13 protein-coding genes and 1 pseudogene are annotated in these 16,265 nt (G+C 58.4%); 6 read left to right on the top strand and 8 right to left on the bottom strand.

The features are described 5' to 3' along the window. The 3 genes and pseudogenes from WCG50_RS12235 to WCG50_RS12225 form a co-directional block, all read right to left on the bottom strand. Positions 1-287 (bottom strand): annotated as a pseudogene (locus WCG50_RS12235) (segregation/condensation protein A); the annotation flags it as partial. Between the two features lie 74 nt (positions 288-361). Further along, positions 362-568, bottom strand: coding sequence for a DUF3460 family protein (locus WCG50_RS12230; protein WP_336899883.1), 207 nt, complete (start codon positions 566-568; stop codon positions 362-364). 22 nt (positions 569-590) lie between these two features. Continuing rightward, complete coding sequence (locus tag WCG50_RS12225; RefSeq protein WP_336899882.1) at positions 591-2,279, bottom strand: SulP family inorganic anion transporter; 1,689 nt, start codon at positions 2,277-2,279, stop codon at positions 591-593. 149 nt (positions 2,280-2,428) lie between these two features. Between WCG50_RS12225 and hyfB the strand changes: the two genes are divergently transcribed. The 6 genes from hyfB to WCG50_RS12195 are packed head-to-tail and all read left to right on the top strand — an operon-like array spanning position 2,429 to position 9,578. Next, the gene (gene hyfB, locus WCG50_RS12220; protein ID WP_336899881.1) at positions 2,429-4,453 is read left to right on the top strand and encodes a hydrogenase 4 subunit B; all 2,025 of its coding nucleotides are present in this window, start codon (positions 2,429-2,431) and stop codon (positions 4,451-4,453) included. Further along, positions 4,450-5,400 carry an NADH-quinone oxidoreductase subunit H gene (locus WCG50_RS12215; RefSeq protein WP_336899880.1) on the top strand — a complete coding sequence of 317 codons (951 nt, stop codon included), beginning with the start codon at positions 4,450-4,452 and terminating at the stop codon, positions 5,398-5,400. Before hyfB ends, WCG50_RS12215 begins: the two co-directional genes overlap by 4 nt. Further along, complete coding sequence (locus tag WCG50_RS12210) at positions 5,397-6,056, top strand: formate hydrogenlyase (protein WP_336899879.1); 660 nt, start codon at positions 5,397-5,399, stop codon at positions 6,054-6,056. The genes WCG50_RS12215 and WCG50_RS12210 overlap by 4 nt, the downstream gene beginning before the upstream one ends. A 2-nt stretch (positions 6,057-6,058) precedes the next feature. After that, positions 6,059-7,516, top strand: a complete 1,458-nt coding sequence (locus WCG50_RS12205; protein WP_336899878.1) for a hydrogenase 4 subunit F — start codon at positions 6,059-6,061, stop codon at positions 7,514-7,516. Continuing rightward, complete coding sequence (locus tag WCG50_RS12200) at positions 7,516-9,066, top strand: NADH-quinone oxidoreductase subunit C (RefSeq protein WP_336899877.1); 1,551 nt, start codon at positions 7,516-7,518, stop codon at positions 9,064-9,066. The genes WCG50_RS12205 and WCG50_RS12200 overlap by 1 nt, the downstream gene beginning before the upstream one ends. Further along, positions 9,066-9,578 (top strand): formate hydrogenlyase, encoded by a 513-nt coding sequence (locus WCG50_RS12195; protein WP_336899884.1) that lies wholly within the window; start codon positions 9,066-9,068, stop codon positions 9,576-9,578. Before WCG50_RS12200 ends, WCG50_RS12195 begins: the two co-directional genes overlap by 1 nt. 73 nt (positions 9,579-9,651) lie before the next feature. Here the strand turns inward: WCG50_RS12195 and WCG50_RS12190 are convergent, their stop codons facing one another. The 5 genes from WCG50_RS12190 to WCG50_RS12170 form a co-directional block, all read right to left on the bottom strand. Beyond that, on the bottom strand, positions 9,652-12,192 hold the full coding sequence (locus WCG50_RS12190) for an AAA family ATPase (RefSeq protein ID WP_336899876.1): 2,541 nt from the start codon (positions 12,190-12,192) through the stop codon (positions 9,652-9,654). A 33-nt stretch (positions 12,193-12,225) separates the two neighbouring features. Beyond that, positions 12,226-12,588, bottom strand: coding sequence for a response regulator (locus tag WCG50_RS12185; protein WP_336899875.1), 363 nt, complete (start codon positions 12,586-12,588; stop codon positions 12,226-12,228). Positions 12,589-12,814: 226 nt separating this feature from the next. Beyond that, complete coding sequence (locus tag WCG50_RS12180) at positions 12,815-13,564, bottom strand: 4Fe-4S dicluster domain-containing protein (protein ID WP_336899874.1); 750 nt, start codon at positions 13,562-13,564, stop codon at positions 12,815-12,817. 8 nt (positions 13,565-13,572) lie between these two features. Next, positions 13,573-15,060, bottom strand: coding sequence for a hypothetical protein (locus WCG50_RS12175; RefSeq protein ID WP_336899873.1), 1,488 nt, complete (start codon positions 15,058-15,060; stop codon positions 13,573-13,575). After that, positions 15,060-16,265: proton-conducting transporter membrane subunit (locus WCG50_RS12170; protein WP_336899872.1), on the bottom strand; the 1,206-nt coding region annotated here is incomplete at its 5' end. The genes WCG50_RS12175 and WCG50_RS12170, both read right to left, overlap by 1 nt.

The raw sequence follows: 16,265 nt of genomic DNA, 5'->3' as shown, positions 1-16,265 counted from the left end.
ATTTCGTCGACATAAACCAGGTATTGGCGCGTGACGCCCGCCATGGGAATGTCCAGAATGTTGAAATTCTGCTTGCGAATCAGGTAAAGCAGTAAGTCCAGCGGACCTTCAAAGGCTTCGAGAAATACTTCCAACGCATCCGGCGGAATGTACAAATCCCGCGGCATGGCAAACAGCGGCTCGCCATAAAGCCGAGCCACGGCGACGTGGTCCACCACCTCGGGCATCCCCGTCGGATCGGTCGCAGCGGGAAGGGCGAGCGCGCTGCGGTCAGCGGTTTCTGTCATTAATATGCTATTAATTGAGTAGCTGCATACGCAATAAGCATAAGCGCTAGAGGCTTATTTGCCTTATAAACCGCTTATTTGCCAGCGGTTTGGTAAACGTAGGGCTTCTGCGCAACTTCCGCCTCGCGGAACGCGCTCCAGTCACTGCGGCTCACGTTTTTGTCCCACAGCAGATCACGGCCTTCGCGCTGCTTGGCATGGATCGAGGGGTCTTTGTCTTTCAGTTGATCAATGAATTGAGTGGCTTCAGACAGGTATTTGGGTCGGTAAAAAATGTTCATAAATCTTCCTATTTGTTGAATTTTACCGGGCCAGCGCTGCCGCCACGCCTTCGGCCAGATCGGGGAATAAATGGGCCGCGCCCACTTGGGTAACAAAACCGCAGCGCTCGGTGATATCCAGCGGTTGGTGGCTCAGGCCGCACACCACCAATCTCACCTTGTTTTTAGCACAGGCACGGGCAAGGTCGTTCAAGGTGTCTGCGCCAGAGGAGTCAATGTAAATGACGTTTTTCATATCCAGCATCAACACCCGGGCGGGCAGGCGGTCTTGCAGGTCTTCAATCAGTTTGACGGCACCAAAAAACAGGGCGCCATAAAGCCGGTAGCTGGCGACTTGGCCGGCCTGTTCGGCAAGCGCCGGGTAGTCTTGATCACTCACGACTTCGCAACGAGAGAGGCTTGAAATACGGTAAATGAAGGTGATGCACGCCGCCACCAGACCGACTTCCACGGCAACAGTCAGGTCAAACACCACCGTCAGGAAGAACACTGACAGCAGGGTGGCGCGGTACGGCATGCGGTACTGGCGCAGGTGCACAAACTCCCGCCATTCACCCATGTTCCAGGCCACAAACATCAGGATGGCGGCCATGGCGGCGAGTGGAATATCCTGCGCCAATGGGGCGGCCAGCAAGATGACCAGCAGCAGCGTGACGGCATGCACCACACCCGCGATCGGGCTGGTGGCGCCACTTTTGACGTTGGTGACGGTGCGGGCGATGGTGCCGGTGGCTGGCATGCCACCAAAAAAAGGCGTGACAAAGTTGGCGATGCCCTGTGCCATCAGTTCCTGGTTGGGGTTGTGGCGGTCGTCAATCATACTGTCAGCCACGCGGGCGCACAGCAGGGATTCAATGGCGCCGAGTAGGGCCAACGTGAGCGCAGGAATAAACAAAAAGCGCGCCGACTCCCAAGAGAAGTCAGGCCAAACCAGCGTTGGCAGGGTGGACGGGATACCGCCGAAACGGCTGCCAATGGTTTCGATCGGCAGTTTGAGCACCGACACGCATACCGTGGCCAGCACCAGCACCACCACCGTGCCGGGCACCAGAGCCAAGCGCGCGGCCCACCGGTGTTTTCGAGCCAGTTTAGGCAGGGCAATCTGCCACATGACCAAAGTGCTCAGGCACAACACGGCCATCGCTGCGGCTTGCGGGTTGAGGGTGTCGATCGCATGGGTCAGGGTGCTCAGCATGCCAAAGAAGTTGGCGGGCATGCTGACCACACTCAATCCTAAAAAGTCTTTCACCTGCGACAGCGCAATCAGCACCGCAATGCCATTGGTGAAGCCGATGACCACCGCAATCGGGATGAACCGGATCAGCGTGCCCATTTTGAAAAACCCCATGGCAAACAACATGACCCCTGACATGGCGGTGGCCAAAATCAGGTTGGCCAAGCCATAACGTTCGACGATGCCGTAAACAATCACGATGAAGGCACCGGCGGGGCCGCCAATTTGCACCCGGCTACCGCCCAATACCGAGATCAGCAGACCCGCCAGAATGGCCGTGAACAGGCCCGCTTCCGGTTTCAGTCCGCTGGCAATGGCAAAGGCCATCGACAGGGGTAGCGCAACCACGCCGACGGTGAGTCCGGCGCCAAGGTCCTTGATGAACCGGGGTCGGTTGTAGCCTTGAATGGCATCCACCAAACGGGGCCGAAAGAAAGAGAGCGCTTGACGCAAAGGCTGATGGGGCTTGAAAGTCATGGCCGCTATTGTCGCGTCGTTAACGGGGCGGAAATGCGACTGGCGACAAATGTAATTATTAATTTTGATCAAACTCTGTGCGCATCGATGTTGATTTTTCGCGTTTCAAGTTGTAGCCGTATTCATTCCCCAGCGAGTACTATGGTTGGATGAATGGTTTAACCAATCTAGCAGCCTGGGTTCACCTTGATTGGGTCTTGGTGCTGGTCTGTGCCTGGCTTCTGTTGGGCCTGCTGGGGGTGTTTGCACTCAAGCGCTTCGGCCTGGTGGTGAACGTGCTGTTTCCTGTGAGTGGCGTCATATCGCTGGTGCTGATGGGGGTGGCGCTTAGTGCTGCGAGCAGTGGTCCCGAAGTGGCCGTGCTACCTATCGGACTACCTCAACTGCCATTTCATCTGCGACTCGATAGTTTGTCGGCTTTCTTTCTGATGCTGATGGGTGGCGTATCGGTCGGGGTGTCCTTGTTTGCCGCCGGCTATTTCCGACAGGGCGAGGGCACGCCACCTGGCTTGATCTGCTTCGAGTACCACGTCTTTTTGGCCAGCATTGCCATGGTGGTGATTGCGGATGATGCCTATGCCTTCATGGTGGTTTGGGAAACGATGGCTTTTTCGTCCTTTTTTCTGGTCATGGCAAACCACCGCAGTGCCGAGATTCGCAACGCAGGTTATTTGTACATGCTGGTCGCCCACATCGGCGCCTTGGGCATCTTGCTGTGCTTTGGTGTGCTGCAGGCCAACACCGGGGACTACACCTTTGCCAATATGCGGGCCCAGCACCTGTCGCCGTTCTGGGCGTCGGTGGCCTTTGTGCTGGCGGTGTTTGGCTTTGGTGCCAAGGCCGGTATCTTGCCTCTGCATGCCTGGTTGCCCGAGGCGCATCCGGCGGCACCGTCGCCTTTTTCGGCCTTGATGAGCGGGGTGATGCTGAAAATTGCCTTGTATGGCATCTTGCGGGTGGCGTTTGATTTGCTGCAAACGCGCCTCTGGTGGTGGGGCGTGCTGCTGATGGCGATGGGCTTGGTGACGGCCCTGTTCGGCGTGGTGTTCTCCACCGTGCAGGTGGAAATGAAGCGTCTGTTGGCGTATTCGTCCATTGAAAACGTGGGCCTGATGTGCGTCGGCTTTGGGCTGTCGCTGCTGTTCTCAGTCTACGGCATGAAAACGCTGTCGGCCCTGGCCTTGACGGCGGCGCTGTACCACGTCCTTAGTCACGCCTTTTTTAAAAGTCTGCTGTTTTGCAGCACGGGCGCGGTGTTGCACGCCACCGGTGAACGCAGTCTTGGCAAACTGGGTGGCTTAATTCGGTACATGCCCTGGGTTGCCTGGCCCAGTCTGGTTGGTGCGCTGTCCTGCGCCGGTCTGCCGCCTTTTGGGGGCTTCGTGGCCGAGTGGTTGCTGCTGCAGAGTTTTCTGTTCACCACCGGGCTGCCCAGTTCGTTTCTCAACATGCTGGTGCCAGTGGTGGCCGCGCTGATTGCGCTGATTGCCGCGCTGTCTGGCTACACCATGGTCAAGTTCTTTGGCATCATTTTTCTGGGCCAACCGCGTGAAGAAAAGCTCGCCGGAGCACATGACGCAGGAACTTGGGAGCGCATGGGCATGGTGTGGCTGGCGCTGGGTTGCGTGGTGCTGGGCTTGTTCCCCAATCAGGTGATTGGGCTGATTGATCCGGTGACGCAGTTGCTGGTCTCGGCCGGTTTGGCTAAAACAGTGGAGGCCAGTGGCTGGCTGCTGGTGCCGGTCAGCATGGAGCGCGCCAGCTACGCCCCCACCATATTCTTATTGGGTGTACTGGCCTGCTTTGGGGTGGCGTACCTGATCGTTCGCCAGTTGTACAAGGGCGGCACCCGCCGCGCCCCACCGTGGGACTGTGGTCATCCGTGGCAAACCGCCCGCATGCAAGACACCGCCGAAGGCTTTGGGCAACCCATTCGACAAATATTCGAGCCGTTGTTTCGGATGAGGCGCGAACTGCCCACCGCGTTTGATGAGCAACCGCATTACCGGGTGACGGTCGAAGATCCTCTGTGGCACTGGCTTTACCTGCCGGTGGCAGCGGGGGTGGAGCGCGTGTCAAAAATTATCGGACTGTTGCAACAAGGGCGCATCGCCGTGTACCTGATGTACAGCTTTGTGACCCTGATCGTGGTGTTGCTGGTGGTGAAGCAATGAGCGCGCTCGGCCTGCTGTCGCAACTCATGGCGATTGTCGTGGCGCTGCTGCTGGCCCCGTTGCTGTCGGGCTGGGTGAATCAGTGGCGGGCCCGATTGCAGAACAAGTCGGCACCCGGCTTGCTGCAGCCCTACCGTGTGCTGCGCAAGCTGTTCAACAAGGAATCGGTGTTGGCGGAGCACGCGTCCACTCTGTTTCGCATGGCGCCCTATATTGTTTTTGGCTGTATGTTGCTGGCCAGCGCCATCATCCCGACCTTGTCTACCGACTTGCCTTTGTCCCCGGCTGCGGACGCCATTGCGTTGGTGGGTTTGTTTGCGCTGGCGCGTGTTTTTATCTCGTTGGCGGCGATGGATGTGGGCACCGCCTTTGGCAGTTTGGGTGCCCGGCGCGAAATGCTGGTGGGCTTTCTGGCCGAACCCGCGCTGCTGATGGTGCTGTTTTGTGCCTCCATGATTTCAGGCTCAACCTCACTCACCACCATCGTCGAAACGCTGGCGCACCGCGAACTGGCGATATACCCCAGCATGCTGGTGGCCGGGGTGGCGTTCACCATGGTGTCGCTGGCCGAGAATGCGCGGGTGCCGGTGGACAACCCGGACACCCATCTGGAACTCACCATGATCCATGAGGCCTTGATTCTGGAGTATTCGGGTCGTCATCTGGCGCTGCTGGAATGGGCCGCCAGCCTGAAACTGTTCGCCTATTCCTGCATGGGGCTGGCGCTGTTTTTTCCCTGGGGCGTGGCAGAAGCCAATGCACCGCTCGCGCTACTGCTGGCCTTGCCGGTGTTGATGGTCAAGTTGGCGATTGGCGGGGTGTTGATGGCGTTCATCGAGACCGTCAGCGCCAAGATGCGCATCTTTCGGGTGCCGGAGTTTCTCGCCACGGCCTTTTTGCTGGCGGTGATCGGGCTGCTGGTCAACATCTTGCTGGGGGTTGCATGATCAAGTTTGTTCCGCAGTTGATCAACCTGTTTGCGACCCTGATCTTGATGCTGTCGTTTGCCATGATCTCGCAGCGCCGCATCGTCTCGCTGATCAATCTGTTTGCCCTGCAGGGGGCTGCCTTGGTGGCCGCGTCTGTCCTGCTCGGCTATGCCACACACCAACCCGATTTGTATGTGTCGGCGGGCTTGACGCTGGTGCTTAAAGTTATCCTGATCCCGTGGCTGCTGCACCGGGTCATTCGCAAGCTGAACGTGCGCTGGGACGTAGAGACACTGTTCAATATTCCCACCACCATGCTGGTGGGTATTGCACTCGTAATCTTTGCTTTCAGTCTGGCCTTGCCGATTTCGCGCTTGTCCTCTTCGATGGCGGGCGGCTCACTCGGTATTGCGCTGGCCTGCGTGCTGCTGTCCTTCATGATGATGATCACGCGCTCCAAAGCTGTGCCGCAGGTCATCGGGTTTTTATCCATGGAAAACGGTCTCATCTTTGCGGCCACCACCGTGACCAACGGCATGCCCATGATCGTGGAGTTTGGCATTGCGCTGGATGTGTTGGTTGGGGTGCTGATTCTGGGGGTGTTCATGTTTCAGATCCGTGAAAAATTCGATAGCCTCGATATTCACCACCTTGAATCGCTCAAGGAAGACTGAACATGCACGTTCTTTACTTTGTTTTGGGTATTCCACTGGCGGGCGCGGTGGTTTTGGGATTGACCGGTCATCGCGATGTCGCCCGCAACATCAATGTCATCTTCAGTCTGGGTACTTTTATCGCGGCTTGTATCTTGACGGCACAGATCATCGCAGGCGGACCGGCGTTCGTCTGGGATCAGCAATTTTTCATTGACCCGTTAAATGTTTTTTTGGTCACCCTGACGGCTTTTGTCGGGCTCACCACCGCCATCTTCTCCCGTCCCTACATGCGGGTGGAGCAAGACCACGGCAAGATGAACCCCAAACGCATGCGCCTGTACCACGGCATGTACCAGCTGTTCAGCTTCACCATGCTGCTGGCGCTGACCACCAATAATCTGGGCATTTTGTGGGTGGCGATGGAGGCCGCCACGCTGACCACCGTGCTGTTGGTCAGCGTGTACCGCACGGCCGCCAGCCTGGAGGCCGCCTGGAAATATTTCATTTTGTGTGGCGTGGGCATTGCCCAGGCCTTGTTTGGCACCGTGCTCTTGTACATGGCGGCCGAAAAAGTACTGGGCCCCCACGGCGCCACATTGTTATGGACCAGTCTGGATGCCATCAAGACCCAGCTAGACCCGGCCATCGTCACGCTGGCCTTTGCCTTTTTGTTCATCGGTTATGGCGCAAAAGTTGGCATGGTGCCTTTGCACAGCTGGTTGCCCGATGCCCATGCCGAAGGCCCGACGCCGGTCTCTGCCGTGCTGTCTGGCCTGTTGCTCAACGTGGCCATGTATGCCGTGCTGCGCTGCAAGGTGCTGACCGACGGAGCCTTGCAGAGTCATTTGGCTGGGCAACTCATGATGGGGTTCGGTCTGCTGTCGGTGGTAGTAGCGTCGTTCTTTTTGTCGCGTCAAAAAGATGTGAAGCGCATGTTTTCTTACTCGTCGATTGAGCACATGGGGCTGATCACCTTTGCGTTTGGCATGGGCGGACCTGTTGCCAATTTTGCCGGTTTGTTGCACATGACGGTGCATTCGCTTATCAAATCAGCCATTTTCTTTACGGTAGGCCACGCGACACAAAAAGCCGGCACCCAGATCATGAGTGAGATTCGTGGCCTGATCAAAGTCAACCCGACGGTCGGCTGGGGTCTGATGCTGGGCGTGATGGCCATTTTGGGCATGCCCCCGTTTGGCATTTTTGCCAGCGAGTTCTTAATTCTTACCACCGCCATGCGCGAGCAGCCCTGGGCCACGCCCTTTTTGTTCATCGCACTCGGTGTGGCTTTTGCCTCCATGCTGGTGCGGGTGTTGCCCATGGTGTTTGGCGAAACATCGCTGAAACCGCTGGCCCATCCACCGGCGCTGCTGCCGGTGTTTATTCACCTTGGCATCGGATTGGTGCTGGGGCTTTACATTCCACCCTACCTGAATCACTGGTTTGTGCAGGCCGCAAAAATGGTCGGAGGCTATTGATGAAAATTCCAGGCATGGCCGTCGACTTTCAGCGCTTGGCAACCCCAGTGCCAATGGGTTACGCCAGCGTCTCGACAACGGATTGGCTTGCCGCCGCCCTCGCCGTTCGCGATTCAGGGGGGCGATTGATCGCCTTGTGGGCTGGCGCACTGGCGCAAGGAGCCTCGGTGTGTGTGGCGTATGGCGTGGCAGACGGCTTGGTCTGGCTTGAATTACCGTTGGCCGGCGACCAGCGCCACTACCCAGACCTGGTGCCGTTTTTCCCGGCCGTGGCCAGAATGCAGCGGGCTGCTTTTGAGTTGTCAGGTATCGAGGCGGGTGATGCCAAAGACCTGCGTCCGTGGCTGAACCACGGCGCATGGCCCGTCGATTATTTTCCTCTCCAGCACTCGGAAGATGCAACGCCCTTGCCGACTGCTGGTGAGTTGCTTGATTACCCCTTCGTTCGGGTCGAAGGCGATGGCGTTCATGAAATCGCGGTCGGCCCGGTGCATGCGGGTGTGATCGAACCCGGACATTTCCGTTTTTCCGTGGTGGGCGAAAAAGTGCTGCGACTGGAGCAACGCCTGGGCTACACACACAAAGGGGTTGAGGCGCGCATGACGCAGTTGCCGCCGCTGCAGGCGCACCGCTTGGCGGGCAGGGTGTCGGGCGACACCACGGTGGCGTTTGCCTGGGCGTACTGCATGGCGCTGGAGGCCGCGGCTGAATGCGTCATTTCGCCCCGGGCTGCCAGTTTGCGGGCCTTGCTGCTGGAGCGCGAACGCATTGCCAACCACCTGGGCGACTTGGGGGCGCTGGGCAACGATGCGGCATTTGCGTTTGGTTTGGCCCAGTTCTCTCGTTTGCGTGAAGACTGGTTGCGCCTGTCCAAAGTGGTGTTTGGCCATCGCTTGATGATGGATTGCGTGGTGCCAGGAGGCGTGGCGTGCGATGTTGACGCAGCGCACAAAGGCCATCTGACTAAGCAATGTGATGCCGTTGAGCGCGAAGTGAAAGATTTGTATGCGATCTACGAGGCTCATTCTGGGCTGCAAGACCGTTTCTTGACCACCGGGCGCGTGGCCCCGGCATTGGCGGCGCAATTGGGGCTGACCGGCATGTCAGGACGTGCCAGCGCTCAAGCCTGGGATTTGCGTTGTGACCATCCCGCGCCGCCCTACGACCGCTTGCACGTCAAGATGGCCACCCAGCGCAACGGCGATGTGGCAGCCCGGGTGGCGGTGCGCTTTGACGAAGTTTTTGAATCACTGCGACTGATCCGTCAAATACTGACAGAGTTGCCCGCGGGCGAGGTGCGCAGCGATGTCTGCTTGCCGGACCCTACGAGCCGGGGTGCGGGCTGGGTCGAGGGCTGGCGCGGGGAGGTTTTTGTGGCGCTTGAGTTGGCGGGGGCAGGCAGCCAGCACCGCATTCGGCGCTGTCATTTGCATGACCCTTCCTGGCAGAACTGGCCGGTTCTGGAGCACGCCATCATGGGCAATATCGTGCCGGACTTTCCGCTGATCAACAAGTCCTTCAACCTCAGCTATTCGGGGCAAGATTTATGATTTGGAAAGTCGTCAAACAGATTGCCAAAAATGGCATTCGCACCGAGCCCTTGCCCCTTGACACAGATGCCGTGCTGCTCGAAGCAGGGCGCATTCACCAGGACCTGCTGGCTATTTTGGGTCAGGCGCTGACCATTCGCATGGTCGATGCGGGCTCTTGCAACGGCTGCGAACTGGAGATCAATGCGCTGGGCAACCCGTACTACAACATCGAGGGTCTGGGCATCAAGTTTGTGGCCAGTCCACGCCACGCTGACCTGCTGCTGGTGACTGGGCCGGTATCGTGCAATATGGCAATGGCCTTGCGTCGTACCTATGATGCCACGCCCGATCCCAAACTGGTGGTGGCGGTGGGCGACTGTGGTTGCGATGGGGGACTATTTGGCGAGAGCTATGCCAGCTTGGGGCCGGTTTCAAAAGTGATAGCCGTCGATGTCACGGTCCCCGGTTGCCCTCCGGCCCCGATTGAAATACTGCGCGGTATTTTGAAAGCGGTACAGCGGCGCGCTTGACAGTGTTGGGTGGGTTTCCTGCGTTGTTGGCCTTGGGATTTCTTGAAACCGAATTTTGGCGTCAGGTCGGCGTTTACAACCGCTCTGCTTGCACCTCTTGCAGTGCCTGCAAAACGTCCACGTTGAGTAGCAGGTTCATGTCATTGCCGGGATCATCTTCTTGCGCGGACAGGCGTCCCGACTGCACTTCAATGGCGCGCTCGAATACGTTTCGCACAAAACGCCCGTTTGACTCAGTGGCGCCAGTGCTGAATAGCTGATCAAAGGCTTGGAGCAACGGCGCGCGCGCAGCGCCATCCAGCGCGTATTCTGATTCCCGGCAGAAGACGGTGAAAATTTCGAGTAATTCTTGCGGGGAATAGTCCTCAAATGCAATGTGGTGGTTAAAGCGCGAACGCAACCCCGGGTTGCTCTGGATAAAGACCTGCATGGGCGCGGTGTAACCAGCAACAATCACCACGAGTTGTGCACGCTGGTCTTCCATTGCCTTGAGCAAGGTGTCCACCACTTCCGCACCAAAGCCGGCTCCGCCATCGCTATCGTTCAGGGCATAGGCCTCGTCTATGAACAGCACACCGCCCAAGGCTGATTGCACTACTGTCTGGGTCTTCAGGGCGGACTGGCCGACATAGCCTGCTACCAAGCCGGAACGATCGACTTCCACCATGCGGTTGGATGGAATGATGCCAAGGCTGAAGTAGAGGTCGGCCAAAATTCGGGCCACAACGGTTTTCCCGGTGCCGGGATTTCCGGTAAAGATCAGATGCTGAGAAAAACCCTGCGCAGCTTTGTTGCCGGCCTCAGTCCGCGCGTGTTGGGTGCGCATAAAGGCCAGCAGGCGGCGCACCTGTTGCTTAACCTGGTGCAGTCCTACCAAGGCATCGAGTCGGGCCAGTGCGTGCTCATAGCTGATGGCGCTGACGTCGGTCTCTGGCAAGGCGTGGCCGAGGGCGGACTCCACATCAACGCGCAGAATATTCTGCAGATCTACAGTGGAGGCTGTAGGAAGTTTGCAGATTCGCAGTGCCTGAGCCTCTATCATTTTTTCAAACAAATTCCGAACATAACGGGCATTGCCGAAGTGACCACGCTGCCCTTTGATCTCGCGGCCGAAAAGAGTTTGCAACCCCTCATTCACATCAGTATCCAATGCGTAAGACTGTGTGGCGCAAAAATTCTGCAGGATCTGCAACAGCTCAGCCGGGGAGTAGTCCGGAAAGTGCAGGTACCGGTTGAAGCGCGATGCCAAACCCGGATTGGATTCAAGAAAGCTTTCCATCTCGGCGCTGTAACCGGCCACAATTACCACCAGGTCGTCGCGGTGGTCTTCCATCATCTTGAGCAGTGTTTCTATGGCTTCATGGCCAAAGTCTTGCGCACCGGAACGAGCCAGCGCATAGGCTTCATCAATGAATAAAACCCCACCTAGCGCCGACTCCACCAATTTCTTGGTCTTTAGCGCCGACTGGCCGATGTAGGGGGCCACCAAGCCGGCGCGATCAGTCTCGATAATTTTGTCGCTCTTGAGAATACCCAGACGCTGATACAGGCCGACGATGATTCTGGCGACAGTCGTTTTTCCAGTTCCCGGATTGCCCATAAAAACCAAATGGCGAGACGGCCACCTGGGAATCCGTAGACCTTGTTGCGCACGCAGCTTTTGCACGTGGATGTAGCTAGCCTGGCGCAGGACTTCGTCGCGTACCCCCTCCAGCCCGATCAGACCAGAAAATGCCTGATTCAGGTACGCTGCCACGCTGGGTGCCTGGCTCACAGTCTCTTCAGACAGCGTTAGGCAGCTAGCAGATATTTCGGACGAAACGGTTTCCACTGGATGCTCAGGCCGCTTCTGTCGCAGTCGAGCCAGTCGCTCTTTCGCCTGGGTAAACTCCTGGCGCGCTGCGATCGCGTACCAATGGTCAGCCTGGTCCAGATCTTGTGTCACGCCCAAACCATTTTCATACAGCCAGCCCAAATTGCTGCAAGCCTCGGCATGGTCTTGCTCTGCCGCCAGTCGGTTCCATTTAACACTTTTTGGGTAGTCCACCGGCACGCTCAAGCCGGCCTCATAGATCAGCCCCAGCGCGCATTGGGCATCGGCCATGCCCTGCTCTGCGGCACGTTGATACCAGTAAATTGCAAGCATCGGATCAATCGGAATTCCACGCCCGTTGTCGTAGGCAAATCCCAGGTTGTACAAGGCGAAGACATCTCCCTGCTCTGCGGCCATGCGAAACCAGTGCACGGCTTCGTTTTCGTCCTTGGCAATGCCGGTGCCGGTCGCGTAGTGGTACCCCAGCTGTCGGCGGGCCGGCGCGTCGCCGCGCTCTGCGACATTACGCAACTGCCTGATGCCCTCGACCATGTCCTTCTCCACCCCCCTGCCGTGAAGATAGGCAAATGCCAGATTGCGTTGCGCCCCAAGGTGGCCGATATCAGCTCCGAGGGCAAACCAATGCGCGGCCTGCCGGTTATCTTTTTCGACACCTGTGCCTGTTGCATAGCGTTGCCCCAGTTCGAAGCGTGCCTGTGCATCCGGTTTGTGAGCTGAATTTCCACGCGCCAACTGTTGAAGTTCGGCCACTGTCAATTGGGCGTAGGGAGGATCGATCATGAGAGGTATGCCGACGCGCTGGCGCAGCAAGGTTTAGTGAGCAAGGCCCTGAATCCAGGAGCCCACCTTCTGAGGGCTGAAGGGTTTTACAAAATAGGCATCCGCACCACGTCGCTTGGCGTCATCCTGATCGACCTGCTGGCCACGCGAAGTGACCATGGCTACCGGAATGTCTCGAGTCTTGGGGTCGGACTTGATGGCGTCGAGCACCTGCATGCCATCTATCTCACCCGGCATCATCACGTCCAACAGAACCGCCGCCGGATGAAATTTACGAATCGCGTAGAGCGCGGCTTTGCCGTTATCGGCTTCTATGATTTCGTACCGATTGACAAAAGTTACGCTGAGCAAACGACGGATATCGGAATTGTCGTCAACGACAAGTATGTAACGCATGGTTCAGTCCTGGCTAGAACGCTTTGGGTGGACCTGTAACCTCCACGACCACGTGCGACCTGAATGCAAATTGTCTTTTCGATCTTAGCACTTGCAAAGCTTGTATTTCCCTGTGCCAGCTATCGCAATACTGCCATCCAATCTTCACGGTGAGAGCTTGGAAATATTGGAAAATAAAGGATTGAACATCTCGACATTTGGCCCAGCAGCGCAGCAATGCAAGTGTTTAGCTGTCAATGCCCAATAAATCCAGAATGCCGCAAATGAACGTCAGGGGATGCGCCGGGCAACCAGGCACGTAGAGCGACGGTTTGAAGGACTCCAGAAAACGGCGGTCCAGCGTGTCGCAGTCGGCAAATATTCCGCCTGAAATTGCACAGGCGCCGACTGCGATCACCAGCTTGGGTTCGGGGATAGCGTCCCAGCAAATCTGCAAGGCTTCCACCATGTTGCGCGTGATGGGGCCACTGAGCACCAATCCGTCGGCGTGGCGCGGCGAGGCCACCATGTCAATGCCGTAGCGTCCGAGGTCGAAGTTGACGTTGCTCAGGGCGTTGATTTCCATCTCGCAACCGTTGCAACCCCCGGCTGAGACAGAGCGAAGCTTGAGCGAGCGGCCAAACCGTTTGTGCAGCGCGGCGGACACCAGAATCGGATCAAGGTTGGGGCGTGTGGCACTCACCGTCAGGGCTTCGCGCGTGGTCGCGGCCAGCTTGACATCGTTGCTGAAGGTGAGTTTGGTGCTGGGGCACACAGGTTCGCAGTCACCGCACAGCACGCAACGGCCCAAGTCAATTTGCACCGGTGCGAGGTTAATCGCCTGACTGGGGCAAGCCACCAGACAAGCGCTGCAACCGGTGGCGCAGGCGGCCTCGCCGATGACGGGTTTGCCGCGAAGTCCGAGGGGGCTGGCGGTGCGCGGGTTGGGAATGTATTGCGTGCCCTGAGACAGCCGTACGGCGATGGATTTAAGCATGGTGGGGTCTACAAATCATTGCCGCAATAGGAGAGATCAAAGCTCTTGTTGCAGACGGGGAAGTCTGCGATTTCGTTGTCACGGACCGCCAGCGCCAGACCAAACCAGTTGGGCATCGACGGGTCTTGCACTTTGTAGTGCAGCAACTGGCCGGGTGCGCCCGTCTCCAGCACGTGCACCACCGGGCCGCGTGCGCCTTCACGCAAGGACACGCACAAGAGGTCCGGGCGCAACTCATTCTGGAGGGGTGCCATACCGCAGCGCAGATCGATCTCCGTGTCGCCCAGCAGCTTTAAAAGCCAGGAGATGGATACGTCAATTTCTCGCATGCGAAGTTGCATACGCGCCCAGCAGTCACCACTGGCTTCGGTCAGCAAATCTGCCGGCAAGGCGGCATACAGACGACCCGGCAAGCGCGTTCGGGTGTCAAGCGCCACACCACTGGCACGCGCCACCAGACCGACCAGCCCCAACTCCTGCGCGGCCAACTGGCTGACCACGCCGACGCCTTTAAACCGCGCCTGCACGCTGCGCGCGCTCACCATCAGGTCGTTGACCAGTGCCACATCTTTGGCAAAGGCGCTCAGGGTCTGCACCAAGTCGAGACGTTGGGCCTCGGTCAAGCCGCGCACACCACCCGGGCGCAGCCAGCCGCGGCCAAAACGACTGCCACACATGCGCATGCTGGCGTTGATGATGGCGGTGCGCAAGCGGCCATAGGTAGCGCCGCCTTGCAAAAAGGCAATGTCGGTGGCCAGACCGTTCAGGGCGGCGAGGTGCATCGCCACGCGCTCCATCTCCAGCGCCACACCGCGCACCATCTCGACTTCAGCGCTGACGCGGGTGTCCGTCAGGGCTTCCACTGCCGCGCAGTAGGCCCAAGAGTAGGCGATACACGAGTCGCCGCAAATGGATTCCACCAGCGGTGCCAAGGTCAGAGGCGGGCGGCGCAGCAACAAGGCTTCGACGCCCCGGTGCTGGTAACCCAACTGAATCTCAAGGTGGTGAACGTGTTCGCCCAGGCACATGAAGCGGAAGTGCCCCGGCTCGATCACCCCGGCGTGAATCGGGCCGACCCCGACCTCGTGCACCTCCTGGCCCCGTACCTTGAAAAAGGGGTAGTCGGCCATGTGCTGCTGGCGTTCGCCTTCATACCGCACGGGTTTGAGCCAAGGGTGGCCGTCCGACTGCAGGTCGGTTTGCTCCCAGAGTTCGCGCTCATGAATTTGAGCGCCGGGGTGCTGGCCGGTGAGCGCTGGGTAATGTTCACCGCGTTGTGCGCTGGCGCGTAAAACGCTGAGTTCGCCCGCCTCGGGTTGCAGCACGGCGGTGATGACCAAGGCGTCGGGGCCGGCTTTCACATCCGGCCTGCCAAACAAGGTGAGCAAGCGGTCCCCGGCGTGCAGACGCGCGTCGCACAGCTGAGCGAATGTCTGCAAATCATGGACGGGCAGCTGACGCACATCGCGCATCAACAGGGGTTCAAGTGCTTTCATCAGCGCCCTCCGATGGACTCGGCCACCGCGATGAGTAAATGGCTGATCCGCTCGGGCTGGTAGGTGCCCAGCATGATCAGGATGCCGACAAAACCCAGCTTGGGAATGGTGGTCAGAAGTGACTCCGTGAAGCGTGGCCGTTCCACCGTAGAGGCGCCCCACAGCATCGGAAATACAGTGCGCCCGGTGGCGACAAAGATGATGGTCAACATGCTGCACATCAGCGTGAACGCCATCAAATTACCGGCCTGCACAATGCCGGAGAGGATGTACATTTCGGCCAGAAAACTGGCAAATGGCGGAAACCCCAGCAGCGCAAAAATGCCCACCGTGAACAACAAGCCCGAGAACGGTAACACCCGGATGACGCCATTAAGCGGCGCCACATCGTTGGTGCCGTAGACCGCGCGCAGCCGTCCGGCCGTTAAAAACAGCAGCGACTTCACAAACGCATTGCTGACAATGTAGAGCACCACACCATAGGCCGCTGCTTTACCTACCGACAGGCCGATGGCGATGACGCCGGAGGAACTGACGCAGGCGTAGGCAATCAGGCGCTTGTAGTTGCGCGCCGCCATGACCTGAATCGCCGCCAAAATCAAGGACAAGTAGCCCATCACCAGCAGCTCTTGCGAAACAAAACCGGCGTCAAAGCCATGAAACACCTGCAACACCCGAAACACCGCCACCACGCTGATGTTGAACTGCACGGCCGCCAACAAGGCGCTGGTGCTGGTGGGGGCAGCCTCGTAGGTTTCAGGCAACCAGCCATAGAGCGGGGCCAGGCCGAGTTTGCCGCCCAAGCCAAACAACATGAAGGCCAGGCCCAGGCGCTGCCAGGGGTCGTTGGCCGGGGTTAAGGCAAAGCTGAGTTGGTCAAGGGCAAAGTTGATCTCCATCCCGCGCAGATGGGCGGACTGGGTCAGGCACATGAAGCCAAGAAAAGTGATGCCCAGCGACATCGAGGAGTACAACAGGTAGCGCCATGCCACCCGTTTGGGCGCAATCGAATCACCTCGCGCCACCAGTGGCGCAGCGCACAAGGTGGTGAATTCGATCAAGGCCCACAACACGATCAGGTGGTTCGACAGCACGCCCAGGTTCATGACAACCATGAACAGCAATGTCAAACCGGAGCGCGATCGACGGTCGCGTGCCAGCACCGGCGAGGTGCGTTCGCGCGACATCATGTACACGCTGATCCC

It is taken from the genome of Rhodoferax sp., from assembly GCF_037143375.1.
Classification (GTDB): Bacteria; Pseudomonadota; Gammaproteobacteria; order Burkholderiales; family Burkholderiaceae_C; genus Rhodoferax.
The sequence above is the reverse complement of the archived record's forward strand: the minus strand, read 5'-3'. Positions and strand labels throughout refer to the sequence as shown.

What these genes read in the sequence shown, in the direction of transcription:
- hyfB (WP_336899881.1), top strand. Translation starts at nt 2,429, where the DNA reads ATGAATGGTTTAACCAATCTAGCAGCCTGGGTTCACCTTGATTGGGTC.
- WCG50_RS12200 (WP_336899877.1), top strand. Translation starts at nt 7,516, where the DNA reads ATGAAAATTCCAGGCATGGCCGTCGACTTTCAGCGCTTGGCAACCCCA.
- WCG50_RS12185 (WP_336899875.1), bottom strand. Translation starts at nt 12,588, where the DNA reads ATGCGTTACATACTTGTCGTTGACGACAATTCCGATATCCGTCGTTTG.
- WCG50_RS12215 (WP_336899880.1), top strand. Translation starts at nt 4,450, where the DNA reads ATGAGCGCGCTCGGCCTGCTGTCGCAACTCATGGCGATTGTCGTGGCG.
- WCG50_RS12190 (WP_336899876.1), bottom strand. Translation starts at nt 12,192, where the DNA reads ATGATCGATCCTCCCTACGCCCAATTGACAGTGGCCGAACTTCAACAG.
- WCG50_RS12180 (WP_336899874.1), bottom strand. Translation starts at nt 13,564, where the DNA reads ATGCTTAAATCCATCGCCGTACGGCTGTCTCAGGGCACGCAATACATT.
- WCG50_RS12225 (WP_336899882.1), bottom strand. Translation starts at nt 2,279, where the DNA reads ATGACTTTCAAGCCCCATCAGCCTTTGCGTCAAGCGCTCTCTTTCTTT.
- WCG50_RS12210 (WP_336899879.1), top strand. Translation starts at nt 5,397, where the DNA reads ATGATCAAGTTTGTTCCGCAGTTGATCAACCTGTTTGCGACCCTGATC.
- WCG50_RS12230 (WP_336899883.1), bottom strand. Translation starts at nt 568, where the DNA reads ATGAACATTTTTTACCGACCCAAATACCTGTCTGAAGCCACTCAATTC.
- WCG50_RS12175 (WP_336899873.1), bottom strand. Translation starts at nt 15,060, where the DNA reads ATGAAAGCACTTGAACCCCTGTTGATGCGCGATGTGCGTCAGCTGCCC.
- WCG50_RS12205 (WP_336899878.1), top strand. Translation starts at nt 6,059, where the DNA reads ATGCACGTTCTTTACTTTGTTTTGGGTATTCCACTGGCGGGCGCGGTG.